Origin of the sequence: Streptomyces sp. NPDC058872 (assembly GCF_042743065.1) — a bacterium.
Lineage (GTDB): Bacteria > Actinomycetota > Actinomycetes > Streptomycetales > Streptomycetaceae > Streptomyces.
Genome location: NZ_JBHYMK010000008.1, coordinates 65,528 through 90,687, shown reverse-complemented (window position 1 = coordinate 90,687; position 25,160 = coordinate 65,528). Strand labels below are relative to the sequence as shown.

The window sequence follows — 25,160 nt, the reverse complement described above, 5'->3', positions numbered from 1 at the left end:
CGGTGGACACGGGGACGGCGCCGCCCGGGGAGGCGGACGGAAGTCCGGCGCGGGAAGGGAACACGGGCGCTGGTGCGGGAGCCGGCGCAGGAGCCGGTGCGAAGAGCCGGCGCAGGAGCCGGCAAGAGTGGTTGGTGCTCACGACGGCGGGGCGGTGGGGGGGGGGGCGCCGGGGCCCCCCCCCCCCCGACCCCTCGTACCACTGCTCCACACCGCCCCACCCCCCGCCGTGCGCCGCGGTCCCACCGCCCCTCTCCGCCGTGTTCCGAAGGGAGCACCCGCCATGAGACCCACCGCACCGCAGCCCGCCGAACCCGCGAGACCGGAGATCCCCGACCCCGACAGCGTCGACCTCACCGACCCCCGTACCTTCACCCGCCCCGACCTGAGGGCGATCTGGGCCCGGTTCCGCGCCGAACGACCGGTCCACCACCATCGCGCCACCCCCGGCGCGCCCCCGTTCTGGGTGCTGTCCCGCCACGCCGACGTCGTCGCGGTCTACCGGGACGACAAGCGGTTCACGTCCGAACGCGGCAACGTCCTCGCCACCCTGCTCCAGGGCGAGGACTCGGCGTCCGGGAAGATGCTCGCCGTCACCGACGGGCCCCGGCACCGCGAGATCCGCAACCTCATGCTGAAGTCCTTCTCCCCCCGCGTCCTCGCACCGGTCGTGGAGGGCGTGAACGTCCGCACGGCCGCCCTGCTCGACGAGGCGCTGGAGCGGGGCGCGTTCGACTTCGTCGTCGACCTCGCGGACCACATCCCGATCAACACCATCGGCGACCTCATGGATGTGCCGGTGGCGGACCGCGAGCAGCTCGTCCACTGGAACACCATGACCCTCTCCCGTACCAGCGAGGAGCACGGGGCGGAGGAGGAGTGGCTCGCGCGCAACGAGATCCTCCTGTACTTCTCCGGCCTCGCCGCCCAGCGCCGCCGGCACCCCGGCGAGGACGTGATCAGCGCCCTTGCCACCGGCACCGTCGACGGGCGGCTCCTCACCGAGGACGAGATCGTCTTCAACTGCTACAGCCTGATCCTCGGCGGCGACGAGTCCAGCCGGATGTCATCCGTCGGCGCCGTCATCGCCCTGGCCGAACACCCCGACCAGTGGAAGGCGCTGAAGGAGGGGCTCGTCGACACCGCCACCGCCACGGAGGAGGTCCTCCGCTGGACCACCCCGGCCATGCACTTCGGCCGGCGCGCCCTCACCGACGTGGAGATCCGCGACCGCACGATCACCGCCGGCGACGTGGTCACCCTGTGGAACAGCTCCGCCAACTTCGACGAGGACGTCTTCACCGACCCGGAGCGCTTCGACCTGGCCCGTACGCCCAACAAGCACGTGGCGTTCGGCCACGGACCGCACTTCTGCATCGGAGCCTTCCTCGGCCGCACCCATGTCGAGGCGATGCTCCGCGCCCTCCGGGACAAGGTCGGGCACATCGAACTCCTCGGCAGCCCCCGCCCGCTCCACTCGAACTTCGTGTACGGCTACACCGGCCTGCCGGTCCGCCTCGACCGCCCCGCCCCGCACGGCACCGGCATCAGCCCGGTGTCAGCACCCCCTGCCATAGTCGAGCGGACCCCCGAGTCCGCGACAGATGGGAAGTGACCCCATGCCGAACCCCTTCGACGACCAGAACGGCACGTTCCTCGTCCTGGTGAACGACGAGGCCCAGTACTGCCTCTGGCCCGCCTTCGCCCAGGTGCCCGACGGCTGGACCGAGGCGCTCGGCGAGAGCAGCCACGACGCCGCCCTCGCGTACGTGGAGGAGCACTGGACGGACATGCGCCCGCGCAGCCTGCGCGAGCAGGCCCCGGACCCGGTGCGCTGAGCGCGGTGGGGGCGGCAGACGTGGACACGGCCATCCGGGCCGAGGGCCTGCGCAAGCGGTACCGGGACGTCGAGGCGCTCTCCGGCATCGACCTCCAGGTGCGCGCCGGCACGGTGCTCGGTCTGCTCGGCCCCAACGGGGCGGGCAAGACGACCACCGTGCAGGTGCTCACGACGCTCGTGGCACCGGACGGCGGGCACGCGGAAGTGGCCGGCTTCGACGTGGCCCGGCAGCCGCACGAGGTGCGCCGTCGCATCGGCCTCGCGGGCCAGTACGCGGCCGTCGACGAGATCCTCACCGGGCACGAGAACCTGGCGCTGCTCGGACGGCTGCTGCACCTCGGCCGCCGGACGGCGCGCCGGCGCGCGGACGAGCTCCTGGAGCGCTTCGGCCTCACCGCCGTGGCCCACCGGCCGGCCCGCACCTACTCCGGCGGCATGCGGAGGCGGCTCGACCTGGCGAGCTGCCTGATCACCTCGCCCCCCGTGCTGTTCCTCGACGAGCCGACCACGGGGCTCGACCCGGTCAGCCGGACGGCCCTGTGGGAACTCGTCCGCGAGCTGGTGGACAACGGCGTCACGCTGCTCCTGACGACGCAGTACCTGGAGGAGGCGGACTTCCTCGCGGACCAGATCGCGGTCGTCGACTCCGGCCGGGTGATCGCCGACGGCACCCCCGACGTCCTCAAGCGCAAGGTCGGACGGGAGTGGCTCGAAGTGACGGTGCCGGCGCCGTCGGACGTGGGCGCGGTCCTCGCCGCCCTCGGCCCGACGCTGACGACGGTGGACGCCGCCAAGGGCACGATCGCCGTGCAGCTCGACGACGGGCTCGGTGACGTCGCCGACGTCGCCGTCGCCCTGCGCGACGCGGGCATCCAGGTCAGCGACTTCACCGTACGCAGGCCGACCCTGGACGATGTCTTCGCACATCTGACGGGCCGGCCGGCCGAATGACCCCGGCCCCTCCGGGCCCCGGCGGCGGCGCGACCGCCCCCCGCGCGTCGCCCCTGCCGTGGGCCCGGAGGTGCCGGACCGCGGGCTGAGCCCCCGCCCCGCCCACCGCGCCCGCGTCGGCGGCCTCTTCAGCACGGTCGGCTTCCGGGGCCCTGGCCGCCGACGGGCCACGCCCGGCCGGTCACCGCGCCGGAGGGCTATGCCGCGCCGTCGGGCCACGCCGTACGCTCACCCGCGCCGGAGGGCTATGGCCGTCACCACGAGACCGTCGCGGCAGAGCCAGCGCCCTTCGAGGACCTTCAAGTGTGCGCCGTCCGGGCCGTCGTCGGGAAGGCCGACGTCCGCGGTGAACGTCCCCGCCTCCGGGTCGATCCGGACGTCCGCGTCCCCGAAGTCCAGCTCGCGCCCGGTCAGCGGATACCAGACCTTAAACACCGACTCCTTGGCGCTGAACAGCAGCCGGTCCCAGCAGACCTCCGGCGCGGACGCGGCAAGCGCGCGAAGCCGGGCCCGCTCCCGCGGCGACGAGACGAACTCCAGCACCTCGTCGTCGAGCGGCGCGTTCGGTTCGGCGTCGATGCCGAGCCCGCGGTAGTCGGAGGCCCGGCCGACGACCGCCGCGCGGTACCCGGCGCAGTGCGTCATGCTCCCCACGAGACCGGCGGGCCACCGCGGAGCACCCCGTTCCCCGGTCACCAGCGCCACCGCCGCGACCCCCAGGGCACTCATCGCGCGCCGGGCGCACACGCGGACGACTGCGTACTCCTGACGCCGTTTCGGCAGGGCGCGCGCGACGGCGGCGGCCTCCTCGGGAAACAGGGCGCTGACGGCCGAGTCGCAGTCGTGGAACGCGTGGGCGGCGCTCGCGGGCGCGGGTATCAGCTCCTCGATCACGACGTCCTCACCGCACCGGGTCGACGCCCCCTACCAGGGCCGACGGGGCTCCCAGACTACCCACGGCCCGATCCCGGATTCCGGACGGATGACACCATGGCCGCACACCATGACCGCCCACGAAAAACAGGAGGGACGGCCTGTGCCTGCTCCGGGGATGAGAACGACACCCCTGCCCGGCATCGGAGTCCAGTACGACCTCACCACCCGGGAGCACCGGCAGCTGTCGGTGATCGCGCACCGCGACGGGACCCGCACTGTCAATCCCCTGGTTTCGTAGAGACCTCTCCTATGCGGCCTTGCACCTCTGGTCGATCTTCTTCCGTGCTCCGGTGATGGTCCGTTCGAACTCCTCCGGCGGCAGGCCGCCGGCCGCGCTGTGCCTGCGTCGCGGGTTGTGGAACCCGGTGATCCAGGTGGCGGTCTTCAGGCGGGCCTCGGTGCGGGTGGCGAACCGGTGCCGGTGGAGGTACTCGACCTTGAGCAGCGAGTGGAACGACTCCGCGGCGGCGTTGTCCAGTGCCGACCCCACCCGCCCCATGGACTGCATCATGCCCAGGCGGTCACACAGGGTGTTGTGCGACTCTGACGTGTACTCACTTCCCTTGTCGCCGTGGAAGATCGTTCCGTCCCTTCGGCCGCCACGCGTCGCGATGGCCATCTTCAACGACGCTCCGACCAGAGCCGCGTCATGGTGCTCGCCCATGGCGTAGCCGAGGCAACGGCGCGAGAACGCATCCAGGAGCGTGGCCCGATAGATCGTGCCCTCACCGGTCTCGATCTCCGTCATGTCCCCGTACCAGAGCACGTCCGGGGCCACCGCGTCGAAACGGCGATTCACCAGGTCAGGAGCGGCCTTCCGCTTGCCCTGCCGGGTCAGCGACCGCCGCCTGGGCGCCTTGCGACCCTGCAGACCCAGCTCGGCCATGATCTCCGCGACGGTGTTCACCGACACCTGCCAGCCCTCCGCCCACAGGTCCAAAGTGACCCTCGGCGAGCCGTAGGTGCCGCCCGACTCGGTGAAGAAGTGGATGATCCGCCCCTCCAGCCTCGCCCTCCTGACCTCGCGTTTCGTCGGCTCGTCGGGACGCCGGCGCCACTTGTAGAACCACGCCTCGCTCACCCCGACCACCGGCAGGACACCCGGTGCGGGACACCATGCTCGACCCTCTGGTTACCGATGAAGGCGACCGCCACCGCCGCCACTGGCGGCTGTCGGTCGTAAGGGCCGGTCCGAAGACGTCGTCCCGTTGCGCCGCCACCGCGACACCCAGCTGTGCAGCGTGCCCGGGTTGATGCCGAGCTCCTCGGCGACATCCCCAGCCGGCCTCCCGGTCTCGACCACGATGCGCACCGCACCCTCACGGAACTCGATGTCGTACGGCGGCTTCTTCTTGGACCCCATGAATCCCAACTTCCCCTGCAATCACGGGCTCCACGCTACGAGGGGATGGTCAGTATCAGGGGGTTTCGGGCTGTGGCAGTGAGTCGATGACTTCCTGTGCGGCGCGCCGGCCTGATGTGATGGCGCCATCGAGGTATCCCGGGTGCTCGGCGGCTGTTTCCGCGCCGGCCCAGTGGATGCTGCCGATCGGCGTGTGGGGCACGGGCATGACGTCGTCGGAGGCGCCGGCTTCGGGCAGCGCGATGTAGCCGCCGCCGGCGTGTTCGTCGAGGTGCCAGGCCTTCTCGTGCCAGCTCGCCGTTTTCATCACGTCGGGTCCCAGGTGCGGGACCAGGGGGCCGAGCAGGATGTTGCGGCGGGCGTCCGTGTCCATGTGGTCGAGTGCGCGGGCTTCGGGGCCTGCCACGAGGGTGCACAGGTGGCCGGGTCCGTCGGGGGCGGTGGTGTCGAACACGGCGCGGCCGGGGTTGTCGAGGACGATGAACGTCCTCGACCTGTCCGCCCGCTCCGTCGAGGGAGTCCTGGCCGCCACCGCGGTGACCGCCCTGGTCGATCCCCGCTCACGGCTGATCGCCTACTCCAGCGCCGGCCGTTCCCCACCGTTCCTGCTCTACCCCGACCGCACCTTCGAACTGCTCGACCAGGCCACCGAACCGCCCTTGGGCGCACGGCCCGAGCACGTTCCCCGCTCGCAGGCCGGCACCAGCTACCGTCCCGGGGACACGCTCGTCCTGTACACCGACGACCTCGTCGAGCGTCACGACGAGGACATCGACGCCGGCCCGGCACTGTTGACCGATGCCCTCACCGCTTTCGGCTCAGTCCGAGCCCGCAGCACCTCGCGCAGGCTCGGCTGACCCGGCTGGGGGCCAGCCGCGGCGCCCGCGACGACATCGCCCTCGTAGTCGTGCGCCTCTGAGCGGGCCGAGCGATCACGAGGTGGCGGCCCGCAGGACGAGGCCGAGCCCGACGAGGACGACCAGTACGGAGGTGCCCAAGGGGCCCAGGCGAGCCATCCGGCGCGCGAGGTGCCGGGTGCGGTGGCTGCGCAGGCGTGCTTGGAGTCGGTGTTTGACATGGAGGAGGAGCAGGCCGGCGAGGGTGAGGGTGGTGGCCATGCCCAGGCCGTAGGCGATCACGAGGAGGACACCGAAGGCGGTGCGGCCCAGGGCGACCGCCCCGAGGAGGACGATGAGGGCGGAGGGGCTCGGCACGAGGCCTCCCGCGATGCCCATGCCGATCAGCCCGGCTGACCTTCGCCGATCGCGACCGCTTGGGTGGGTGTGGGTGTGGTGCGGGTCGGTGTGGGTGTGGGTGTGGGGCTCGGGTGCGGCCAGGGCGGTCACGGTGCCGGCGCCTGACGGGGTTGGGACCTGCGCCTTGCTGTCGCGGGCCTCTGGGAGCCTGGCGGAGGACCGGCTGGCCCCGCCGGTCGCGGCGTGGGGCCGATGGTCGTGGCCATCGCGGTCGTCGTGGGTGTGGGGGTGCCCGTGGTCATGGTGGTGAGGACTGCCGTGATGGTGATGGTGATGGTGTCCGTGGGCGGGTTTGTTGCGCAGGGCTGCGGTCAGCAGCCACAGGCCGATGGCGGTGACGATGAGTCCGCTGGCGGCACCGAGCCAGGCCAGGACGGTCTCGCCGGCGAGGTGGGTGGCTGCGGGGAGGGCGAGGCCGAGGATCAGGACGCCGGCGGTGTGGGTGAGGGTGACGGTCGCGCCGACGGTGACGGCGTCGCGGCGGGTTCCGCGGCGTCCGGCCAGGTAGGCGGCCATGATGGTCTTGCCGTGCCCGGGGAGCAGCGCGTGGGAGGCGCCGAGGACCAGGGCGAGCAGGAGCGCGAGGAGGCCGACGGGAACGGTGAGTTCGCGCCGCGCGATCAGGGAGTCGAACCAGCCCGCGACCCGGTCCGTGGCCTGCCCGGCCGGGGCGCCGGTGGCAGGCGTGGTGACGGTGCCGGCGGCGGGGGCGGCGTGCAGTTCGGCGGTGCGCTGGTCCAAGGGGGCGGCGAGCGGGTCCGGGGGGTAGTGGCGGAGTTCTCCGGTGGGCGAGGTGGCCGGCAGCGTCGTGCCGGTGATCCGCAGCCCGACGCCTTTGACGGTGATCTCGCGCCAGCCGATGCGGGTGGTGTCGTAGGCCGTGCGGGCGGTGATGTCGCCGCCGTGCCGGAGAGCGGCCGGGGCGGAGTAAGTACAGGAGAGCCGGCTGGTTTTCAGGCCCGCTTCACCCGTTTCCCAGGTCAGGGCAGCAGCCCTTGGATCCCAGTGGGCGGGGCCGGCGGCGGTGCGCAGGTGAAGTTGGCCGGCGAGCACGGAGCACCGCGTTCGGGCGTACTGGCTGGTCTCCGTGTCGGTGAGGGTGTTGTCGTGGTCGGTGTCGATGACGGGGCGTTCTTGGAGGGCGGCGATCTCCGCTCGGTCGACGACGACGGTGGCGTCGATGCGGTCCGGGTGCAGGACGAGGCCGGTGTGGTAGTTGACGGTGAAGTTGCCCAGGGGGTGGGTGGGGGCTGTGGCAGCGGCGGTGGGGCAGCCGAAGGCGGTGAGGAGGCCGGCGGCTGCGAGTGCGGTGCGTAGAAGTGTCATGGGCGGGTGCCGATTCGCTCGATCAGGTCACGCGCGTGGTGGGCGTGCAGGGGATGGAGTGCGGGGGCGGCGTCCAGGTCTGTTCGCGCTGCGGTGTCGTTGCCCAGTGCGTGGTGGATGGCTGCGCGGTGGTAGTGCCACAGGGCCTGGCGGGTGCCGAGGGCCAGGGCCTGGTCGGCGTGGGTGAGGGCCTCCTCGTCGCGGCCGGCGCGGTGCAGGGCCCAGGCGTACGCGTCGTGGACGGCGACGAACGGCCGACTCCGCAGGGCTTGTTCGGCCAGGGTGACGGCGCGGGCGGGATTGCCGTGGTCGGCCTCGAAGAGGATCGCATCGGTGTCGGGCGGACTTCCCTCGGAAGCCCGCACGGTGTCCTGTGCTGTGAGCAGGGCGTACTGGGCGTCGGCCTGCGGCGGGTGCCCGAGCGCCTGGTGCATCTCGCCCAGGGCGAGCACCAGGTGGGGCAGTGGCACGATGTCGACGGCGCGCTGCCAGTCGGCGAGTGCTTGCCCGTTGCGGCCCAGGGCTGCCTGCGCGCGGGCCCGGGCGTCCAGGAGCGCGGCGTCGGTTGGGCTGGCGCGCAGTCCCTGTTCGGCTTCCTTCAGGGCGGTGTGTGCGTCACCGCCTTCGAGGGCGAGCGCGGACAGGCAGGTGTGGGCGAAGGCCCGTCCGCTGTCAGTGGTGGCCGCGGTCAGGGAGCGGCGCATGAGGTCGGCTGCCCGCAGGGTGTCGCCGCGCAGTTCGAAGGTGTAGGAGGCGCGGGCGAGGGAGGCGGCGTCGGGGCGCAGGTCGTTCATCCTCTGCACCGCGGCTTCCGCGTCCCGGTAGTGGCCGAGTTGGGTGTGGGCGTCGGCCAGGACGCCGTAGGCGGCCGCGTTGTAGGGGTCGCTGGTGACGGCCTTGGTCGCCCAGGTGAGGGCTTCTGCGAAGTCGTGGCGTGCGGCGGCGAGTGCGGCCATGCCGGATTCGGCGCCGGTGTTGCCGCGGGCCTGGAGGTCGAGGGAGCGGCGCAGGGCCTGCTCTGCCCTGGCGTACGTGGCGGGGTCGGCGCTGGTGCGGGCCTGTTCGATGGAGGCCATGGCGAGGGCTGACCAGGTGTTCCAGTCGCCCGGCAGCCGTTCCAGGCGCGCCGTCAGGGCCTGGACGCTGCCGGCGGGCCTGGCCCCGGAGGTTCCGGAAGCGATGGCGGGTGGGTCTGGGCTGCCGGTGTCGATGAGAACGGCACCGGCGGCGAACATCGCGGTGCCCAGCGCAAGGGTGACGGCGATGGATTTCAACCGGCGGCGACGGTGGGGCGACGTGTGCGGATCAGGGTGCATCGGAGAAGGGGTTGCCTGTTCTGCGTGAGGTGACGGGCTCCGGGGCCGGGCCGGGTGCGGTCCGGCCCCAGAGCCTTCGATGGAGCGGTGACGTCACATCAGGCGCGGGCGCGGCGGCGCATCCGCCATCCGGCCGCCACCATCAGGGCGGCCCCTACCCCTCCGAGGGAGGCTGCGGACTTCTCCTTGGACGTGGTCATCCCCGACGGTCCGCTGTTGACGGACTTGGTGTGCGGCAGGGCCAGGTAGGGGAACGACGTGCCGAAGGGGACCTCGTTGGCGTCGACCTTGTCGCCGTCGGCGAGGGCCGCTACCAGCTGTCCGGTCTGGGCAGCGCCCTCGACGGCCTGCAGGGAGATGTCGATGACGTCGTCGGTCAGACGGCGCCCGTTGGGGAACCCGGCCAGGTCTCCGGCCAGCACCCCGTACCGGTTCGGGTTCGCGGCCGGGGGTACGGCCATGTTGAGGCGCAGTTCCTCCGCGGGGACGATCTTGCGGGGGTTGGCGTCGCGGTTGAGCCGGTGGGCGTTGAGGTCAGCCTTGATGGGCCCGCACGCCTTGCAGATCCCGGTGAGGTAGATCTCGACGAGGTCGTTGCGGGGGGCGGGCGGGGCGGGGACGCCGTAGACCTTCTGGATCAGCTTGGGCAGGATCGGGTCGAGGACCTTGTCGACGACCGGCTGGACGGTGCGGTCCTGGCTGGGGTTGAGCGTGTTGAACGCGTCCTTGTACTGCAGCGGGACAACGACCTCGTTCACCAGCGGGTTGCCCAGCCGGGAGACCTGCTTCCACTGGTCACCGCGCTTGTTCCGCGAGTCGGAGACCTGCACGCCCTTGCGGTCGGTCGTCGACCAGATCCCGACGACCGGGTTGCGCGACGCGTTGTTGTTGAGTGCCAGGCGCGTCTTGGGGATCTGCAGGGCGACGGAGTTGACGTTGTAGCCCGCCAGGGTGTCCTGTCCGCGCTCGGACAGGTCCCCGCCGTACAGAAGGTCGAAGACCCGCAGGTCCGCGAAGAACGGGTCTTCGGCCTGCCCGGCGAAGGCCTTCCCGCCTCCCGGCAGACTGCGCACGGCCTGGGCGCGCAGGGAGGCGTAGTTCGGCATCGAAGCCGGCCCCACCCGCGACGGTGCTGCCGGCACGTTTGACAGCAGGACCTTGCTCTTGCCCCTGCAGGTCTCGATCAGGTCGTAGACCTGGCGGAAGTTCAGGTCCGGGTCGTCCAGTGTGGTGACCTGGCCGGTGTTGTAGAGGAACTGGTTGGCGGCGTCCCGGGTCTGGTTCTTGAACCGCCAGGTGTAGGTGACGTCGGCGTTTCCGTCACCGGTGTTGTCGATCTTGATGTTGTAGCGGAGGTCCTCACCGAAGGCGTAGAAGTTCGGGCCGCCGTTGGGCTCCTCGAACGGGATCCAGTTCGCCAGCAGGGTGACGGTGTCGCTCTTGTCGGGGCTGGTGAACGCGTAGACGTCGGTGTTGTCGGCCCGCGGATCGCCCGCGATCAGCGGAGCCTCACGGTGACTGGAGGCGGAGCTGACGCCCGGGCCGAGGGTGAGGACGGCCAGCGCGGTCGCGAGGGCGCCGGAGCCGAGGACGAGCAGGGAGTGGTCCAGCAGCCGGCGCCGACCGGACGCCGCGGGTGTTGCCTTCACGAGAGGGGGTTCCTTCCCAGCAAGGTGCCTACCGGGCACTGCTCTCGGGCAGGGCGCGGTGGCACTTAGGGCCTGGGTGGCGGTCGGCACCGCGGCGAACAGGGAGTTCGCGCCATCCGGGCCGGGTCAGGAAAGGCAACGGGGACTGACCGAGCTCGGACACACCATCGCGCAAGACTGCGCAGGCCGAAGGAAACCACGCGCAGGAGGTGCCGCGGGACGCAAGGCCCGCCCCCTACGGCCCCGTCGACACCAACGAGATAGAAAACGTGCAGGTCAGTACCGTCGTGATGCACAGGGCGGTCGACTACAAAGAGTGGCGACACGTCGCCCTCGGTTAGCCCGATCGAGAGCGCAGCCCACTCTTGCGTGTAACTCGCAAAAACGTGCTCGCTGCAACAAGGCCCGAGCGTGTGCGTCCGAAGCATGGGTGGAAGCGGAAGGGTGCCGCGTGATGGCCGGCGGGCGCGCGGCCGGTCCTGAGAGGTGGCCGGGGCCCCTCGGTCGTCTCCTGGCGGAGCGCCGGGGGGCGATGTCGGAGTGCGTGCCTGGCCGGCTTGAAACAGGTCTGGTTCCTCGGCCGGCCGAGGCAGGTCACTGCGGTCCGCCCCGCCCCCCCGTACACCGCTGCGTCAGGGCGGGTGGGGTCGTGGTCGGTGCCTGAGACGAGGACGGCGGCCGGAGAGCGGGGCGGTACCTCGTCCCAGCCCAGCAGGCGCAGCCCCTGCACCGCGCCGCCGCACGCGATCGGACTCACCAGCGACCAGCGCCTGGTCGAGTTCGACGTCGCCAAACCGACCAAGAGCTGGTCGCTGGGCAAGGTCTCGGGTCTGTCGGGCGACACCAAGCTCGTCGGCATCGGATTCCGCGTCCAGAACGAGGAGCTCCACGGTGTCGGCGACAAGGGCGGCACCTGCACCCCGAGCACCTCCAACGCCAAGGCGATGAAGGTCTCCCAGCCGACTGTCGCGCTGGCCGGAACCGCGTTCGGCGTGGACTTCAACCCCGCCGCCGACCGGCTGCGGGTCACCTCCGACACCGACCAGAACCTGCGCCACGACATCGACGACGCGGCCGCCCCGCCGACGACCACGGTCGACGGCACGCTCGCCCACCCCACCACGCCGCCGTCGACCGCCATGGGGTCACCGGCGCCGCCCACACCAACAACGACCTGAACGCCGCCACCGCGGCCACCCTGTTCGCTCTCGACACGATGGCCGACCGGATCTCCCTGTGCAAGGGCCGGTCATGGCGGTGGCCCTGCGCCCTTCGGGGAACGACGCAGGGCCACCGGCCGTGGGCGGATTGCTCCGCTGGTGAGGGTTACTTGGGCATCAGGACAGTGTCGACGATGTAGACATTGGCGTTGGCGGTCTTGACGTTGCCGCACACCACGTTGGACGTGTCGTTGACCTTGTAGGACTCCCCCGAGCCCTTCGTGGTGACCATGCCCTTCTCCAGGGTCTCGAAGCTCCCGTTCTCCAGCTGCTCCGGGGTGAGCTTCTGGCCCACGACGTGGTAGGTGAGGATCTTCGTCAGAGTGGCCTTGTCGGCCAGGACCTTGTCGAGGTCGGCCTTCGGGATCTTCGCGAAGGCGTCGTTGGTGGGGGCGAAGACGGTGATGTCCTTCGCGTTGTTGAGCGTGTCGACGAGCCCGGCCTGCTGGACCGCGGCGACCAGGGTCGACAGGGCCGGGTTGTTCGAGGCGGCCGTGGCAACCGGGTCCTTGGCCATGCCGTCGAAGGAACCGGCGCCCTCCTTGGGCACTCCGGCGCAGGCCGGGCCGAAGGGCTGGTCACCGGTCATCGAGTCGCCGGCGGGGGTGCTCTCGCTGGTCTTGGCCGCGTCGTCCGCAGTGGCGGCGGGGGCGGCCTTGGTGTCGCTGCCGGAGTCGGAGCACGCGGCCAGGGAGAAGGGCAGCAGGGCGGCTGCGGTGACGGCGATCGCGGTACGGCGGATCTTCATGCTGTTCATGATCGATTGCTCCTTGAGGCTTTTCTCTAGGGGGTTTCAGGGAGTTGGTTGTGCTGCCCGAGAGGTCATCTGCCTCGTGCTCGGGTGGTTCAGGGGACGGTGACGAAGACGCTGTGCCATCCGCTCGCTCCGTCGGGGATGGTCCGCGTGCGCTGTTCGGTCTGGACCCGGCCGGTGCCGTCGGTGGCGCGGACGGTGATGGTGTGGCCGCCGGGTGTGGCCTTCCAGGGGTAGGACCACTGGCGCCAGGTGTCGATGCCGGCCTGGGGTGCGAGGTCGGCGTCCTGCCAGGGCCCGTCGCCGATACGGATCTCGACGCGGGTGATGCCGCGGTGCTGGGCCCAGGCGACACCGGCGACGGTGACAGGCCCGGCGGCGGGGCGGGCGAACGGTTTGGGGGTGTCGATGCGCGCCTGGGTCTTGATCGGTGCCCGGCGGGCCCACTTTCGCTTGACCCAGTACGGGTCGTATGCGTCGAAGGTGGTCAGCTCGATGTCGGTGATCCACTTGCAGGCGGACACGTATCCGTACAGGCCGGGGACGAGCATGCGGACGGGGAAGCCGTGGTCGAAGGGCAGGGGTTCCCCGTTCATGCCTACAGCGAGAATCGCGTCCCGGCCGTCCATGACGTCCTCGACCGGGGATCCGAGGGTCATCCCGTCCACCGAGCGTGCCACCAGCTGGTCCGCCTTCCCGCCTTGGGACGGTGGCCGGACTCCCGCTTCCCGGAGGAGGTCTGCCAGGGGTACGCCGAGCCAGCGGGCGGTGCCGATGTAGGGGCCGCCGACTTCGTTGGAGACGCAGGTCAGGGTGATGTCGCGTTCGATGAGGGGGCGGGCCAGGAGCTGGTCGAGGGTGTAGGCGCGGGGGCGGGTGACGCCTTTGCCGTGGATGCGCAGCCGCCAGGTTCCGGCGTCGACCTTGGGAACGGTCAGGGCGGTGTCGACGCGGTAGAAGTCCGCGTTGGGTGTGGTGAAGGGGCTGATGTCGGCGACCTTGAGCTCGACGCCCGTGGGGAGCGCGGGTGCCGGTGATGAAGGCGCCGGCAGGACCAGGCTGTTGCGGGAGGCGACGGCACCTTGGCCCTGGCGGCTGGTGAAGTACCGGCCCAGGGCCCCGGCCGTGGCCGCCGCCACGGTGGTCACGCCCGCCGCGGCGAGGAAACCGCGCCTGTTCCACCCTTCGGCACCCGCCCGGCTGTCCGCGTCAACGGGGGCGGGGGCTGGGGCGGCCTTCGACGCAAGGACGTACAGGACGATCGCACCGGCAAGAGCTCCGGTGATCGAGGGGAGTACGTCGCCGATGCCGGTGGAGTCCGGGCGGCTGAGGGCGGCGGCGGAGCCGACGATCCCGAAGAGCAGCACGCCCGCGGCTCCGGCCCGCCGGTGGGACAGGGCGAGGATGCCCAGGCCGACGGCGATGAGGGCGAGGACGGCGAGGATTCCGAGCTGCAGGACGGTCTTGTCGTTCTCTCCGAAGGTGCGGATCGCGAAGTCCTTGACCGCGGCGGGCGTCCGGTCGATCACGGCGCCTCCGACGACCGTCACGGGCCCGGCCGCCGGACGCACCAGTCCGGCGACCAACTCGGCTACGGCCAGTGCCGTGAACGCGGCCAGAGCGCCGGTCAGTGCGCCAAGTGCGGCGCGGGAGAGGGTGCTTCGGAAGCTGGTCACACCCGGCATTCGGAAGCCTCCATCCGGCGGATTGGTGCGACCTCCGAAAGAGCGAACTCCTCACGGGTGTTGCCCTGCGCAACGGGCGCGGCCTCCGCGGTCCGGCCGGTTTCGCCCGTGTGCGGGGCCGCAGCAGCGCGGGGGTGGGAGGGCCGGTGGCCCGGTGGAAGCCCGCGGACCCCCATCCGGGACGGGCGTACGGGCGTACGGGCGCCCGGCACGCTCGCCGGAGCGTGGAACGGATGCCGGCTTCGGAGCCGGGCTTCTGCCCGTGTGCGGTTGCCGAGGATCTTGTGCTGCTCGTCTCCGGGCTTGTCACCAACGCGGTCCTGCCCGAGGACGGTCCGTTTGCGCGCACGGTGGGTCTGGAGCCGGGGCGGGAGGGCATCGCCGTGAGCGACGGCTCACCCGGCCTGTCGGACCGCCGCTCGCGGGGCGGCACGCGGCGGATCGGCTCGGGCGGGCGCGGTCTGAACATCGTCCGGGCTCTCGGCGCGGACCTGTTCGTCAGCCGGTCGAGCGGCGGGGAAGCAGGTCGTCGCGGTGATCACCCGGCAGGACGGGGGGAAGAGGGGTACTGCGGGTGGCTGTGCCGACAGCCACCCGCAGCCGACCCACCCGGCAGGGGAGCCACACGGAGCGTGTCCTCAGGGCCGCGCCCGGTGGCCGTGCCGGTTCGGGTCACCGGCCGGCGCCTCCCCGTCTTGACGGCGCCTGACCGGAGCTGTTCCCGCGGCAGGCGATCAGGCGTTGATGCAGGTGTTGCCGAAGGACGGGTTCAGCAGCCCGATGACGCTGACGGTGTTGCCGCAGGCGTTGACCGGGATGTGGACGGGCACCTGGATGAGGTTGCCCGATCCCACGCCCGGCGAGCCGGCGGCCACGCCCTGCGCGCCCGCGTCGGCCGAGGCCGCCGACGCGCCGCCCGCCAGGATCGCGCCGGCCGCCAGGGCCACGGCCAGACCTCGTCGTACATCGACCATGTCCTCGTACCTCCCGTGAGGGTGTCCGGCCGCGCGGAGGTCCCGCGTGGCCGGTGAGAGATCCCGTGAATGCCTTCGGGCTCCCTCACACCCGCTCTTCGCCACAGCCCTCCCGGCGGCTTGGCCTCATCCCGTCGGTTCCCCCCAACGGGTCAGTTCCGGCTTGCGCGGGTGACGAAGCCTCCTCCCATCCGCAGGTCCGTCGGTGACGAAGAACAGAGGCGAGAAAGATGCACAGGTTTGCCAGGCCGGACCGTCCTCGGGGGCGGTCCGGCCCCGTAGCAGCGACGACACGAGGAACGGCATGCGATGGACGCCTCGACCACCGACGGCCGCACCAGCCGGCCGCTTCGCCTTCTGGCCACAGCCGGAGCCCCGCAGGTGAACCAACCGATCCCCTTTAACACCGGCCGTCCCTCCCACCCGGTCCGCGGCGACCTGGCCGGCATCGTGCAAAGCGTCGCCCACGGCGACAAGCAGGCCTTCTCCGTGCTCTACGACGCCCTGGCACCGATGGTGTTCGGGATCGTGGTCAAGGTTGTACGCGACCGGGCGCAGTCCGAGGAGGTCGCCCAGGAAGTCATGATCGACCTGTGGCGTCAGGCCGCCCGCTACCAGCCTGACGCAGGCTCCGTCACCACCTGGGCCGCCACCATTGCCCACCGTCGGGCCGTGGACCGGGTCCGCTCCGCCCAGGCCGCCACCGACCGAGAGCACGCCCAGGCCGCCCGCGAGCACACCACCGCCTTCGACGAGGTCGCCGAACAGGTCGAGACCCGCCTGGAGTCCGAGCAGGTCCGCCGCTGCCTGCGCGGCCTGACCGAACTCCAACGCCAAGCCGTGACCCTGGCCTACTACCGGGGGCTGACCTACCGCGAGGTCGCCGAAGCCCTGCGCACTCCTCTTCCCACCATCAAGACACGCATGCGCGACGGGCTCATCCGGCTCCGCGACTGCATGGGGGTGACCACATGAAACACCACGCCACCGACTCCCACACCCTCGCCGCCGCCTACGCCCTCGGCGCACTCGAGGACGGCGAACGCCAAGCCTTCGACGCCCACCTCCAAGCCTGCGAGGCATGCCGGCAGGAAGCCGCCGAATTCGAGGCCACCGCCGCCCGCATGGCCGCAGCCGTCGTCCAGCCACCGCCCGCTACGGCCAAGGCGCAGGTCATGGCGGCCATCGACGGAGTGCGTCAACTGCCGCCCCGCGTGCCCGCCACCGCGGCCATCGCGTCCGCGCCCGCGGTCGGAGGCATGCTGCGCCGCCGAGCCGTGCCCCTGGCGCTGGCCGCCAGCGTGGCCGCCGCCGCCCTCGGCGGCACCGTCGTGTGGCAGACGCAGAACGGTCGGGACCTCCGGGCACAGGCCCGTCAGGCCCAGCGGCAACTCGACACGATCAGCACGGTTCTGGCCGCCCCAGACGCACGCACCGTGCACGGCCGGGCCGCCAACGGAGCCCTGACCACCGTCGTCGCCTCCGACCGGCAGAACAAGGCCGTCTTCACCGCTGCCCACCTCCCCACCCCAGGAGCAGGCAAGACCTACCAGCTGTGGTTCGACCACGACGGCACCATGCGCCCCGCCGGACTCATCGACCACGACGGCACCGTCATCCTCACCGGCAACCCCGCCGACGCAGGCGCCGTCGGGCTCACCCTCGAACCCGCCGGAGGCTCCCCCGAGCCCACCACCGACCCCCTGCTCCTGATGACCCTTCCCGTCTGATCCCGGCACCTCCCGCGCGACACCGCCCCAGGGTGAGCGAACCGAGCAACGAATCGAGGTCCCACATGGCCCACACCCCCACGATCGGGGACACCGTCGGCGACTTCCGGCTGCCCGGCGGGCACCTGGACGGCGAAACCTTCCACCGGCGCGACTACACCCTGTGCGAACAGCGCGGCACGCCCCTCGTCCTCGCCTTCTACCCCGGCGACGACACCCCTGTGTGCACCGCTCAGCTGTGCTCCTACTCCGACGGCCTGGGCCGCCTCCAGGACGCCGGGGCCACGGTGTGGGGGATCAGCCCCCAAGGGCTCGACAGCCACGAACGGTTCGCCCGCGACCGGAACCTGCGCATGCCCCTGCTGTCCGACCACGGGCGCACCGTGGCGAGGGCTTTCGGGATCACCGCGCCCCTGATCGGGCTGCGCCGGGCGGTGTTCATCCTCACCGCCACCGGCCGCCTGCACTGGAAGCACGTCACCGCCGTGGGCGCCACCTACCCCCCTGCCGCCACCCTGGCCGCACAGCTCGCCCGCCTGTCCGCCTGAACCCGCACAACCGTTTCCCCGGGGGCGCCGCGCCGCTCACGGATCTCCTCCAATCCGGCCGTCGGGCCGCTGCGAAGTACGGGTGAAGCGCAGCAGCCCGGCGGCGCGTCGAGTGGTGGGGAGCGGTTGTGCTGCAAGGCCGGACAGTGGCGGTCATCAGCTCGGGGGCGGCGGGCCTGACTGCTGCCCACCTCCTCGCCCGCTCGCATCACGTCGCCCTGTACGCGGCGGACGGGCGGTTCGGCGGTCACGCACACACCCACGCCCGCACCGCACCGCTGCGCCGCTCCTTCCGGCACCGGACCTACCCGTGGTGTGCGGACCTCGACCGGCTGTCCGTACCGCCCCGCCCGGTGCGTCCGCTCGCCCGCTTCGACGCGTGCGACCACTTCGGCGGCGACTCCGGCACCATCCGGGCCGGAATCCGCCGCCACGACATCCACCTGCTGCGCGGCCTGCCCGTACACCCCCGTCCCCGGTCCACCCCGCAGAAAGGCACGCTGCCGTGACCCGCCCCGCCCTCACCTCGCAGCCCGGCTCCCCACACGAGGGCCGCACCGTCGGGGTCCCTTCCCAGAGGATCCCGGACAGCAGGCCCGCAGACGCCTCGCCCACCGTCCGCCGTGAGCACGCAGACGCTGACCGGTGGCCGGACGTGGCCCGACTGCCTTCCGCCGCTCCGGCGCGGACCACCATCGCCCGGCTCCTGGTGAACCGCGCCCTGCACCGGCTGGCCCTGACCGAGCGAACCGTAGGCGCCCACGCGGACACGGCCGGCCCGCAGCTGACCCTGCACGACCCCGACGCGTTCCACCGACGCATCGGCCGCGACGGCCTGATCGGCTTCGGAGAGTCCTACATGGCCGGCGAGTGGGACAGCGAGGACCCGGCCGGCGTCCTGACCGTCCTCGCACGGCACGTCGACGAGCTGGTTCCCGCTCCGCTGCGGCGGCTGCGCCGCCTGTGGGTGTCCGCCCGCCCCGTCGCCGACCGGAACACCCGCGACGGTTCCCGGAGCAACATCCGGCGCCACTACGACCTGTCCAACGACCTGTTCGCCACGTTCCTGGACCCCACCCTCAGCTACTCCTCCGCGATCTTCACCGCCTTCCCCGCCCGCCCCGAGTCCCTGGCATCCGCCCAGCACCGCAAGATCGACCGGCTCCTGGACCTCGCCCGGGTCGGCGCAGGCACCCGGCTGCTGGAGATCGGCACCGGCTGGGGCGAACTCGCGCTGCGGGCCGCCGCCCGCGGTGCCCACGTCACCACGCTGACCCTCTCCTCCGAGCAGGCCGCTCTGGCCCGCGACCGCATGGCCGCGGCCGGACTCGCCGAGCGGGTGGACGTCCAACTGCGCGACTACCGTGACATCGAAGGCCGGTACGACGCCGTGATCAGCGTCGAGATGATCGAAGCGGTCGGCGCCGAATACTGGCCCGCCTACTTCACGGCCCTGCGCCGCGCCCTTGCCCCCGGCGGCCGAATCGCCCTGCAGGCCATCACCATGGGCCACCAACAGATGCTCCACACCGCCGGTACCCACACCTTCATCAGCAAGTACGTCTTTCCCGGCGGCCTGATCCCCTCCCGAACGGCCATCGCCGAACACTCCACCGCCGCCGACCTGCGCACGGTCGCCGACGACGGATTCGGCGACCACTACGCCGAGACGCTGCGCCTGTGGCGCGAACGGTTCACCGCCAACCGCCCGGCCGTCACCGGCCTCGGCTTCGACACCGCCTTCCAGCGCATGTGGGAGTTCTACCTCGCCTACTCAGAAGCCGGATTCCGCTCCCGCTACCTCGACGTCCGCCAGCTCCTCCTCACCGAAGGAACCCCCCGTTGAAGCCCGCTGCCGACCGACTCGCGCAGCTCCTCGGCCACTTCGTCCCGCCCCCTCCCCGTCCGGATCCGCGCGTGGGACGGCAGCCAGGCAGGCCCCACGGACGCACCCCTCGTCACTCCGCTCACCGGCGGCGCTACGTCGCCTGATCTGGTCGCTTCCGTCCGCTACCGGCTACGCGGCTGGAACGGGCACCGGGCCGATCCCGTCCAGGACACCAGACAAGCCCTGAAGGAACTACGGCATGTCGCCGGGCCGCTGCCCGTGGTACTCGTCGGGCATTCCATGGGTGCCAGGGCGGCACTGCGCGCAGCCGACGATCCGCAGGTCCGCGGTGTTGTCGCCCTCGCACCCTGGTGCCCACCCGGCGAGCCGACCGAGCACCTCGCAGACCGTATGATCATGGCCCTCCATGACGAAGCCGACCGGATCACCTCCGCCACGGACACCTGGAACTACCTCACCCGTGCTCGTGCTGCCGGTGCCCGCGTACGCGGCGTCCGGATGCATCGGGGCCGCCACGCCATGATCCGTGACGCGCGCCTGTGGCACCGCCTCACCACAACCTCCGCCGCAGCCGTACTCGGCCTGACCTCCCCACCCTGCAGCGCCCGGTACGCCGAGACGGCCTGGAGCGCCGACCCGATGGACGCCTCCGACATCACCTTGCCCGGCCACTGAGGTTTCCTCAACGGTGATCACTTCCAGATCCCGTTGAGGACGAGTGCGGCTCGGACGATGTCGCCGATCCGGCTGGGGCGGAGCGTGACGTACGGGAGGGTCCGCCATCGCTGCTTCGGCTCGGCAGCGGTGCGCTCGCACGTGCCGCACCAGGGTGTTGAACATGCGCGTATCGACGCGAAGTGTCTGTTCTGACGTGCAGGTACCGGTAGCCGGTGGCCTGCGAGACACCGGAGTCGCGGGCCAGGGCGGGCACGCAGCCGCGCCCACGAGACCAGCGCAGCACCAGAACCGCCTGCCGGAACGGCCCCAGCGCGCGGGAGGCCTTCGGAGTGCCGATCCGGCGGCGGTGGGCGCCCGGCAGTCGCGCAGGGAACTCGACGACGTGGCGCGGCACGTCGAGCATGGCAACATGAGTGATCAACGTGAAGCCTCTGGTGGCCACGGACATGATCTTGTGGTGGGACCTGTCCTACCAGGGACTTTACGTCTGCTCGGATCCAGCTACCGCCTGTCCGGCCCGTTCGGGGACGGGTGGGGCACGCCGTTGCATGGAGATCGTTTCGCTGAGAGAACCCCACTCGCCGCGCGTCAGGAGTAGCGGCTGAGGATCGCGTCGAGGCCGGCGGTCAGTTCCTCCTCCCCGCCGCGGACGGCGAGTGCCGGGCCGAGGGACCGCAGACGGGGGAATTCCTTGACGGGGAGGCGGTGCAGGCCGAATCGGAAGGCCGGCTCGGATTCGTCGGGGTTGTCCACGAATTCGCGCAGCTCGATGACGATGTAGCCGAGCACCCACGAGATGAACGCCCGGTATATCGCCAGTGTCGTCTCCTCGTCCAGGCCGGCCGCGCCCAGGAGGGCGAGCAGGCGCTCGTGCGCCCGCAGCACCGCCGGGGGCCGGCGCGACAGGGGCACGGTGAAGGGGCGCGTGGCCACCAGAGGCACGACGTGGGGGTGGGCGAGGGCGACCCGGTACATCGCCTGCGCTATGCACAGGAGCGCCTCCCGCCAGAACAGCGCGGCGTCGCCCCGCGGGCCGGGCGGCGTGGCGCCCTCCAGCACCTCCTCGAGCTCGAGGAACAGGTACTCGACCAGGCCGTCGAGAAGGTCGTCCTTGCTGGGCGTGTACCGGTAGATGGCCATGGTCTCCACGCCGAGGTCCTCGGCCACCCGGCGCATGCTCAGAGCGTCGAGGCCCTCGTGATCCACCACGCGGAGCGCCGCTTCGAGCACGCGGTCGCGGCTGAGTCGACTACGGGCGGCCATGGCCGCACCTCCTGGTCCCCGGCGTGAGCCGGCTGCGCTTGACGGCGTTATGGGACGGGTGGAGTCTGTACGTGTACAGAATAAACGGACGGCCTACGTGGACGTCATCAGCGTCGGTTCCGCACGACGCTCAATGATCAACCGAGTAAGCGAGTGGTCGCGATGCGACACACGAACACACTCCCCCGGCCACACGATCCGACCTGCGCCGGGCCCTGCCCGGTGCCGCTGTCCCCCGACGCGCTGGCCCAGCTCTACGCCAATTACCTGGACCTGTTGGCATCGCGACGGCTGCCGGAGGGCACCACGTTCGAGGAGTACTACTACACCTGGCGCTCCGACCGGCGGGGCGAGAGGCTGGTCGGCCTCGACGACGGCGCCGTACGAGCCGAACCGGTCACGGGACGGCGTCTGATCACACGACCCGACAAACCGCTCAAGGGCGTCATCCGCACCCTCGTGCTGCTGGTCGACTTCCCCGACGAGCCGCACGAACCGGACCACCGTCCGGGCCACTACGAACAGTTGTTGTTCAGCACGAACTCCCTGCCGACCGGCAGCATGCGCGAGTTCTACCGCACCGTGAGCGGCTTCCGGTCACTGGGCGACACCGGCATCGACATCCAGGGCGAGGTCCACGGCTGGTTCCGGCTGCCGCGACCGCTCTCGTTCTACGCCGACGGCAACTCCGGCATGAACAGGTTCCCCCGCAACGCACAGGGCATGGCCCGGGACGCGGTGCACCTGGCCAAGGACGAGGGGGTGGACTTCACGCCCTTCGACGCGCTGGAGGAGAACATGGTCACGGCCCTGTTCGTCGTCCACGCGGGCCCCGGAGCCGAGAAGACCAAGAGCGGCGACGACATCTGGAGCCTCAAGTGGGGCGTGCCGGGAGGCGTCCCGGTCGGCCAGAACCTGACCGTGGAGACGTTCCTGACCGTGCCCGAGGACTGCGCCATGGGCGTCTGCGCGCATGAGTGGGGCCATCTGGCGGCGCGTTGGGCCGACTACTACGACACGGGCGAGCTGAGGGCGACCAAGTCCAACGGCCTCGGCAACTACTGCCTGATGGCGTCGGGCTCCTGGGGCAACTCCGGGCTCACACCGGTGTTCCCCAACGGCATGCTGCGGATGTTCCACGGCTGGGCCACCCCGAAGCGCGTCAGGAGGAGCACGAAGGACGTGGTGCTCACGCCGGCCGCGGAGGGCGGCGACCTGCTCTTCATCCAGAACGAGGACAGGATGACGGAGATGCAGTACGTCCTCGTCGAGTACCGGCGACGCCGGGGGCAGGACGCCTTCCTGCCGGACGAGGGCATCTCGGTCTACACGGTCGACGAAGCGATCCCCGACGTGAACGACGAGGACCGGCTCGCGATCGAGCTGCTGCAGGCCGACGGCCGACGCGATCTGGGCGCGATCTTCGGCCTGGGCAACCGGGGGGACTCCACCGACCTGTACCCCTCTCTGGGGAACAGGATCATCGGCGAGACGACGAACCCGGCGCTCAACCTGCCCGACGGCACGTGGTCCGGCGTCACCCTCGAGGTCGAGGGCAACCCCGCCGACGACGAGATGGCGGTCGACATCCACATGGAGTGAGGCCGGACGACCGGCCGCTCAGACGGAACTCCCTCGCGAAGGGAAGGGCACGGTGAGCACCCCCGTTACCATCGCCGATCTGCTGGAGGACGCGCCCACGGACCACGCCTGGTCCCCGCTCCCCTCCGCTCCGACCTCCGGCACGGCACGGCCGGCCGGGCGGCCCCCGCTCACCGTGACCGTGGTCTGGGGGGACCTGCCGGAGGTTCCGGCGGATCTGCATGTCGCGGGGCACTACCAGGCGGTTCTGCCCGCGGCCGCGGAACTCGCCCTGGACATCGCCATCTCCGGCGGGCCGCGCCGGCTGATCACCGAGCACACCAAGCTCGGCTGGATCGACGCCCAGCTGGGAGAGGTCACGTACTTCCCCTGCCGGGCGGGCAGGGTTCGCTCCGCCGCCATCGTCGGGATGGGCCCGATGGGCACCCTGACGGAGCGCCGCGCCGTGCAGTTGCACAGGTCCCTGCTCGGCGAGGTCATGGGCCTCGGCCACGTGCAGACCCTCGCGACGGTACTCATCGGCTCGGGCACCGGCAATCTCACCGTCGCCCAGGCGGCGCGGGCCCTCGTGCACGGCTTCGGCGGCGCGCTGCGTTCGCAGGCGCCGTCGGCGGTGGCGTCTCGGCTCACCGAGGTGCTCGTGGTGGAGATCGACCGGCTGCGGGCCGAGCAGCTCGTGCGGGCGCTGACCGAAGCAGCCGCTGAGCAGACGTCCGTACGGATCGCACCGCGGTTGCGGGAGGAGCGCAGCGGCAGCCTGTCGCCCCAGTCCGCGGCGGTGTACGCGCTCACGGCGCTGACCGGGCTCACTGGTCGGACGGGCACGACGCCCGGCGAACCGGGGCGTCCGGGCGGCGGGGGGCCACCGGCCACCGGTGACCTGCTCGGTGAGGTACTGGCCGGTCTGGACCCCACGATCCGCGACCGGGTCCGGGAACAGCTGGGCCGGCTCGCCGACGTCGACCGGACCGACCTGACCTTGCGGGTGCGCCGGACCGTGGACGCCACGGAAGGGGCCGTACCGGTGAGGGTGTCCGCCCTGTCGGGCGTCGGCGGACTGCGCTGGGCGGCTCTGACGGAGCGGGCCACCGTGCCGGAACGGCTCGTCCCGGTGGACAGGGACCTGCTGCGGCAGCTCGTGGACCGGTTGACCGAGCCGAGTGCCGAGGATGCGAGGGACCTGCCGGACCTGTTGTCCCGGTTCGTGGTTCCCCCGGACTTCCAGCAACTCCTCACGGACGAGGCGGCCGTACTGATGGAGCTGGACCAGGAGACCGCCCTCGTCCCCTGGGAGTTCCTGGCCGACGTCAAGCAGCACAGCGGCGAGAGGGACGACCCGCTGGCCGTCCGCACCCCGCTCTCCCGGCAGTTGCGCACCCCGTACTCGCGGGTGATCACCGAGGAGGTCGACGCGGGTCCGCTGAAGGCCCTGGTGATCGGCGACCCGGGCGATCCGGAGAAGGGCTTCCAGCTGCCCGGAGCACGCAACGAGGCCCTGGCCGTATCGACCCAGCTCAGCCGCCTGGGGGTCGAGGTCACGCTGTTCGTGGGAGCGGCGGACTCCAGCCGGGTCGCGGGCATCCTGCCCGCGACCCGCCTCGACGTGCTGCGCGTCCTGCTGGCCGGCGGCCAGCACATCGTCCACTACTGCGGCCACAGTTCCTTCGACGCCTCGGCCTCCGGAGTGCGGTCGGGGTGGGTCTTCGCCGACGGCCTTCTCACCGCCCAGGAGCTGGTCCAACTCGAACACCCCCCGCGGATCGTGGTGGCCAACGCCTGCTCCACCTCCCGCCTCGCAGGCGCCGGCAGAGCCGCGCCGTCGACCGAGCCGCTGCCCGGCACGCCCTGGGGCAGTCCGCAGGCCCTCCTGGTGCCGAGCCTGGCCGGCGAGTTCCTGCGCGTGGGCGTCGCGCACTATCTCGGAGCGGGGTGGCGCGTTCCCGACGACCAGGCGACGTCGTTCGCCACGACCTTCTACACGCATCTGCTCGAGACCGGGCCGGGAGAGCCCGAGCACACCATCGGCTCCGCGGTCCACGCGGCGCGCAGAGCGCTGTACCGCGGGCACGACGGTTCCTCGTACGCCCCTGCCTCCGCGCGGCACGAACCGCCGGACGCCGCGCCGGACCGGCAGCGGAACAGCACCTGGGCCGCCTACCAGCACTACGGCGATCCGACCGATCCGTTCGTCAGCGCGAGGGGCGACTAGAAAGGTCCACT

The 25,160-nt window shown here is 71.6% G+C and carries 23 protein-coding genes and 2 pseudogenes; 14 read left to right on the top strand and 11 right to left on the bottom strand.

All coding sequences use genetic code 11. From position 1 onward, the window contains the following. The first annotated feature begins 283 nt into the window (after nt 1-283). From ACFW22_RS07065 to ACFW22_RS07055, 3 genes are read left to right on the top strand one after another with little or no spacing between them, the layout of a single operon-like run. Entirely contained in the window at nt 284-1,615 is a 1,332-nt protein-coding gene (locus ACFW22_RS07065) for a cytochrome P450 (RefSeq protein ID WP_386400110.1), read from the top strand. Between the two features lie 4 nt (nt 1,616-1,619). Next, complete coding sequence (locus ACFW22_RS07060) at nt 1,620-1,838, top strand: MbtH family protein (RefSeq protein WP_032768750.1); 219 nt, start codon at nt 1,620-1,622, stop codon at nt 1,836-1,838. A 20-nt stretch (nt 1,839-1,858) separates the two neighbouring features. After that, entirely contained in the window at nt 1,859-2,791 is a 933-nt protein-coding gene (locus ACFW22_RS07055) for an ATP-binding cassette domain-containing protein (protein ID WP_386400106.1), read from the top strand. 228 nt (nt 2,792-3,019) lie between these two features. Here ACFW22_RS07055 and ACFW22_RS07050 read toward each other — a convergent pair whose 3' ends face one another. After that, nucleotides 3,020-3,685 carry a 4'-phosphopantetheinyl transferase gene (locus ACFW22_RS07050; protein ID WP_386400103.1) on the bottom strand — a complete coding sequence of 222 codons (666 nt, stop codon included), beginning with the start codon at nt 3,683-3,685 and terminating at the stop codon, nt 3,020-3,022. A gap of 157 nt (nt 3,686-3,842) precedes the next feature. Between ACFW22_RS07050 and ACFW22_RS07045 the strand changes: the two are divergent. After that, nucleotides 3,843-3,950, top strand: a pseudogene (locus tag ACFW22_RS07045) (potassium transporter TrkA); the annotation flags it as partial. Nucleotides 3,951-3,974: 24 nt separating this feature from the next. Here ACFW22_RS07045 and ACFW22_RS07040 read toward each other — a convergent pair. The 3 genes from ACFW22_RS07040 to ACFW22_RS07030 are packed head-to-tail and all read right to left on the bottom strand — an operon-like array spanning nt 3,975 to nt 5,544. After that, on the bottom strand, nt 3,975-4,817 hold the full coding sequence (locus ACFW22_RS07040; protein WP_386400100.1) for an IS3 family transposase: 843 nt from the start codon (nt 4,815-4,817) through the stop codon (nt 3,975-3,977). Nucleotides 4,818-4,859: 42 nt separating this feature from the next. Continuing rightward, nucleotides 4,860-5,090 carry a transposase gene (locus tag ACFW22_RS07035; protein WP_386400097.1) on the bottom strand — a complete coding sequence of 77 codons (231 nt, stop codon included), beginning with the start codon at nt 5,088-5,090 and terminating at the stop codon, nt 4,860-4,862. A 55-nt stretch (nt 5,091-5,145) separates the two neighbouring features. Next, nucleotides 5,146-5,544 carry a flavin monoamine oxidase family protein gene (locus ACFW22_RS07030; protein ID WP_386400094.1) on the bottom strand — a complete coding sequence of 133 codons (399 nt, stop codon included), beginning with the start codon at nt 5,542-5,544 and terminating at the stop codon, nt 5,146-5,148. 25 nt (nt 5,545-5,569) lie between these two features. Between ACFW22_RS07030 and ACFW22_RS07025 the strand changes: the two genes are divergently transcribed. Further along, on the top strand, nt 5,570-5,947 hold the full coding sequence (locus tag ACFW22_RS07025) for a SpoIIE family protein phosphatase (protein ID WP_386400091.1): 378 nt from the start codon (nt 5,570-5,572) through the stop codon (nt 5,945-5,947). A gap of 75 nt (nt 5,948-6,022) precedes the next feature. Here the strand turns inward: ACFW22_RS07025 and ACFW22_RS07020 are convergent, their stop codons facing one another. From ACFW22_RS07020 to ACFW22_RS07010, 3 genes are all read right to left on the bottom strand, one after another. Then, nucleotides 6,023-7,672 carry a sulfite exporter TauE/SafE family protein gene (locus ACFW22_RS07020; RefSeq protein ID WP_386400087.1) on the bottom strand — a complete coding sequence of 550 codons (1,650 nt, stop codon included), beginning with the start codon at nt 7,670-7,672 and terminating at the stop codon, nt 6,023-6,025. Next, a complete protein-coding gene (locus tag ACFW22_RS07015) occupies nt 7,669-8,946 on the bottom strand; it encodes a tetratricopeptide repeat protein (RefSeq protein WP_386400084.1) in 1,278 nt (425 codons plus the stop codon). Before ACFW22_RS07015 ends, ACFW22_RS07020 begins: the two co-directional genes overlap by 4 nt. Nucleotides 8,947-9,086: 140 nt before the next feature. Further along, nucleotides 9,087-10,637 carry a DUF4331 domain-containing protein gene (locus ACFW22_RS07010; protein WP_386400082.1) on the bottom strand — a complete coding sequence of 517 codons (1,551 nt, stop codon included), beginning with the start codon at nt 10,635-10,637 and terminating at the stop codon, nt 9,087-9,089. 656 nt (nt 10,638-11,293) lie between these two features. Here ACFW22_RS07010 and ACFW22_RS07005 point away from each other — a divergent pair. Further along, nucleotides 11,294-11,936 (top strand): annotated as a pseudogene (locus ACFW22_RS07005) (DUF4394 domain-containing protein); the annotation flags it as partial. A 27-nt stretch (nt 11,937-11,963) separates the two neighbouring features. Here ACFW22_RS07005 and ACFW22_RS07000 read toward each other — a convergent pair. From ACFW22_RS07000 to ACFW22_RS06990, 3 genes are all read right to left on the bottom strand, one after another. Continuing rightward, nucleotides 11,964-12,614 (bottom strand): fasciclin domain-containing protein, encoded by a 651-nt coding sequence (locus ACFW22_RS07000; protein WP_386400079.1) that lies wholly within the window; start codon nt 12,612-12,614, stop codon nt 11,964-11,966. 89 nt (nt 12,615-12,703) lie between these two features. Continuing rightward, nucleotides 12,704-14,296, bottom strand: a complete 1,593-nt coding sequence (locus ACFW22_RS06995; RefSeq protein WP_386400076.1) for a molybdopterin-dependent oxidoreductase — start codon at nt 14,294-14,296, stop codon at nt 12,704-12,706. A gap of 734 nt (nt 14,297-15,030) precedes the next feature. Further along, nucleotides 15,031-15,270: a chaplin gene (locus tag ACFW22_RS06990; protein WP_386400073.1), complete on the bottom strand. Its 240-nt coding sequence runs from the start codon at nt 15,268-15,270 to the stop codon at nt 15,031-15,033. 381 nt (nt 15,271-15,651) lie between these two features. Here ACFW22_RS06990 and sigK point away from each other — a divergent pair, with 381 nt between their 5' ends. The 6 genes from sigK (at nt 15,652) to ACFW22_RS06960 (ending at nt 20,072) form a co-directional block, all read left to right on the top strand. Next, complete coding sequence (gene sigK / locus ACFW22_RS06985) at nt 15,652-16,245, top strand: ECF RNA polymerase sigma factor SigK (protein WP_386400070.1); 594 nt, start codon at nt 15,652-15,654, stop codon at nt 16,243-16,245. Further along, nucleotides 16,242-17,000 (top strand): anti-sigma factor, encoded by a 759-nt coding sequence (locus ACFW22_RS06980; protein WP_386400068.1) that lies wholly within the window; start codon nt 16,242-16,244, stop codon nt 16,998-17,000. The genes sigK and ACFW22_RS06980 overlap by 4 nt, the downstream gene beginning before the upstream one ends. A 65-nt stretch (nt 17,001-17,065) precedes the next feature. Further along, nucleotides 17,066-17,548, top strand: a complete 483-nt coding sequence (locus ACFW22_RS06975) for a peroxiredoxin (RefSeq protein ID WP_386400066.1) — start codon at nt 17,066-17,068, stop codon at nt 17,546-17,548. Nucleotides 17,549-17,694: 146 nt separating this feature from the next. Then, a complete protein-coding gene (locus tag ACFW22_RS06970) occupies nt 17,695-18,057 on the top strand; it encodes an NAD(P)-binding protein (protein WP_386400064.1) in 363 nt (120 codons plus the stop codon). A gap of 71 nt (nt 18,058-18,128) precedes the next feature. Then, nucleotides 18,129-19,394: a class I SAM-dependent methyltransferase gene (locus ACFW22_RS06965; RefSeq protein ID WP_386400277.1), complete on the top strand. Its 1,266-nt coding sequence runs from the start codon at nt 18,129-18,131 to the stop codon at nt 19,392-19,394. Between the two features lie 6 nt (nt 19,395-19,400). Beyond that, entirely contained in the window at nt 19,401-20,072 is a 672-nt protein-coding gene (locus ACFW22_RS06960; protein ID WP_386400275.1) for an alpha/beta fold hydrolase, read from the top strand. A 591-nt stretch (nt 20,073-20,663) separates the two neighbouring features. Here ACFW22_RS06960 and ACFW22_RS06955 read toward each other — a convergent pair. Continuing rightward, nucleotides 20,664-21,338 carry a TetR/AcrR family transcriptional regulator gene (locus ACFW22_RS06955; RefSeq protein ID WP_386400061.1) on the bottom strand — a complete coding sequence of 225 codons (675 nt, stop codon included), beginning with the start codon at nt 21,336-21,338 and terminating at the stop codon, nt 20,664-20,666. A 222-nt stretch (nt 21,339-21,560) separates the two neighbouring features. On the opposite strand from ACFW22_RS06955, the gene ACFW22_RS06950 reads away from it, so the two are divergent. Together ACFW22_RS06950 and ACFW22_RS06945 are read left to right on the top strand one after the other, a co-directional pair. Beyond that, the gene (locus tag ACFW22_RS06950; protein ID WP_386400058.1) at nt 21,561-22,940 is read left to right on the top strand and encodes a M6 family metalloprotease domain-containing protein; all 1,380 of its coding nucleotides are present in this window, start codon (nt 21,561-21,563) and stop codon (nt 22,938-22,940) included. Nucleotides 22,941-22,992: 52 nt separating this feature from the next. Then, complete coding sequence (locus tag ACFW22_RS06945; protein WP_386400056.1) at nt 22,993-25,149, top strand: CHAT domain-containing protein; 2,157 nt, start codon at nt 22,993-22,995, stop codon at nt 25,147-25,149. Nucleotides 25,150-25,160 lie beyond the last annotated feature (11 nt).

Coding starts and splice junctions, on each gene's coding strand:
- ACFW22_RS07025 (WP_386400091.1), top strand. CDS start 5,570: ATGAACGTCCTCGACCTGTCCGCCCGCTCCGTCGAGGGAGTCCTGGCC.
- ACFW22_RS06955 (WP_386400061.1), bottom strand. CDS start 21,338: ATGGCCGCCCGTAGTCGACTCAGCCGCGACCGCGTGCTCGAAGCGGCG.
- ACFW22_RS07000 (WP_386400079.1), bottom strand. CDS start 12,614: ATGAACAGCATGAAGATCCGCCGTACCGCGATCGCCGTCACCGCAGCC.
- ACFW22_RS06995 (WP_386400076.1), bottom strand. CDS start 14,296: ATGCCGGGTGTGACCAGCTTCCGAAGCACCCTCTCCCGCGCCGCACTT.
- ACFW22_RS06980 (WP_386400068.1), top strand. CDS start 16,242: ATGAAACACCACGCCACCGACTCCCACACCCTCGCCGCCGCCTACGCC.
- ACFW22_RS06990 (WP_386400073.1), bottom strand. CDS start 15,270: ATGGTCGATGTACGACGAGGTCTGGCCGTGGCCCTGGCGGCCGGCGCG.
- ACFW22_RS07035 (WP_386400097.1), bottom strand. CDS start 5,090: ATGGGGTCCAAGAAGAAGCCGCCGTACGACATCGAGTTCCGTGAGGGT.
- ACFW22_RS06975 (WP_386400066.1), top strand. CDS start 17,066: ATGGCCCACACCCCCACGATCGGGGACACCGTCGGCGACTTCCGGCTG.
- ACFW22_RS07065 (WP_386400110.1), top strand. CDS start 284: ATGAGACCCACCGCACCGCAGCCCGCCGAACCCGCGAGACCGGAGATC.
- ACFW22_RS07020 (WP_386400087.1), bottom strand. CDS start 7,672: ATGACACTTCTACGCACCGCACTCGCAGCCGCCGGCCTCCTCACCGCC.
- ACFW22_RS07060 (WP_032768750.1), top strand. CDS start 1,620: ATGCCGAACCCCTTCGACGACCAGAACGGCACGTTCCTCGTCCTGGTG.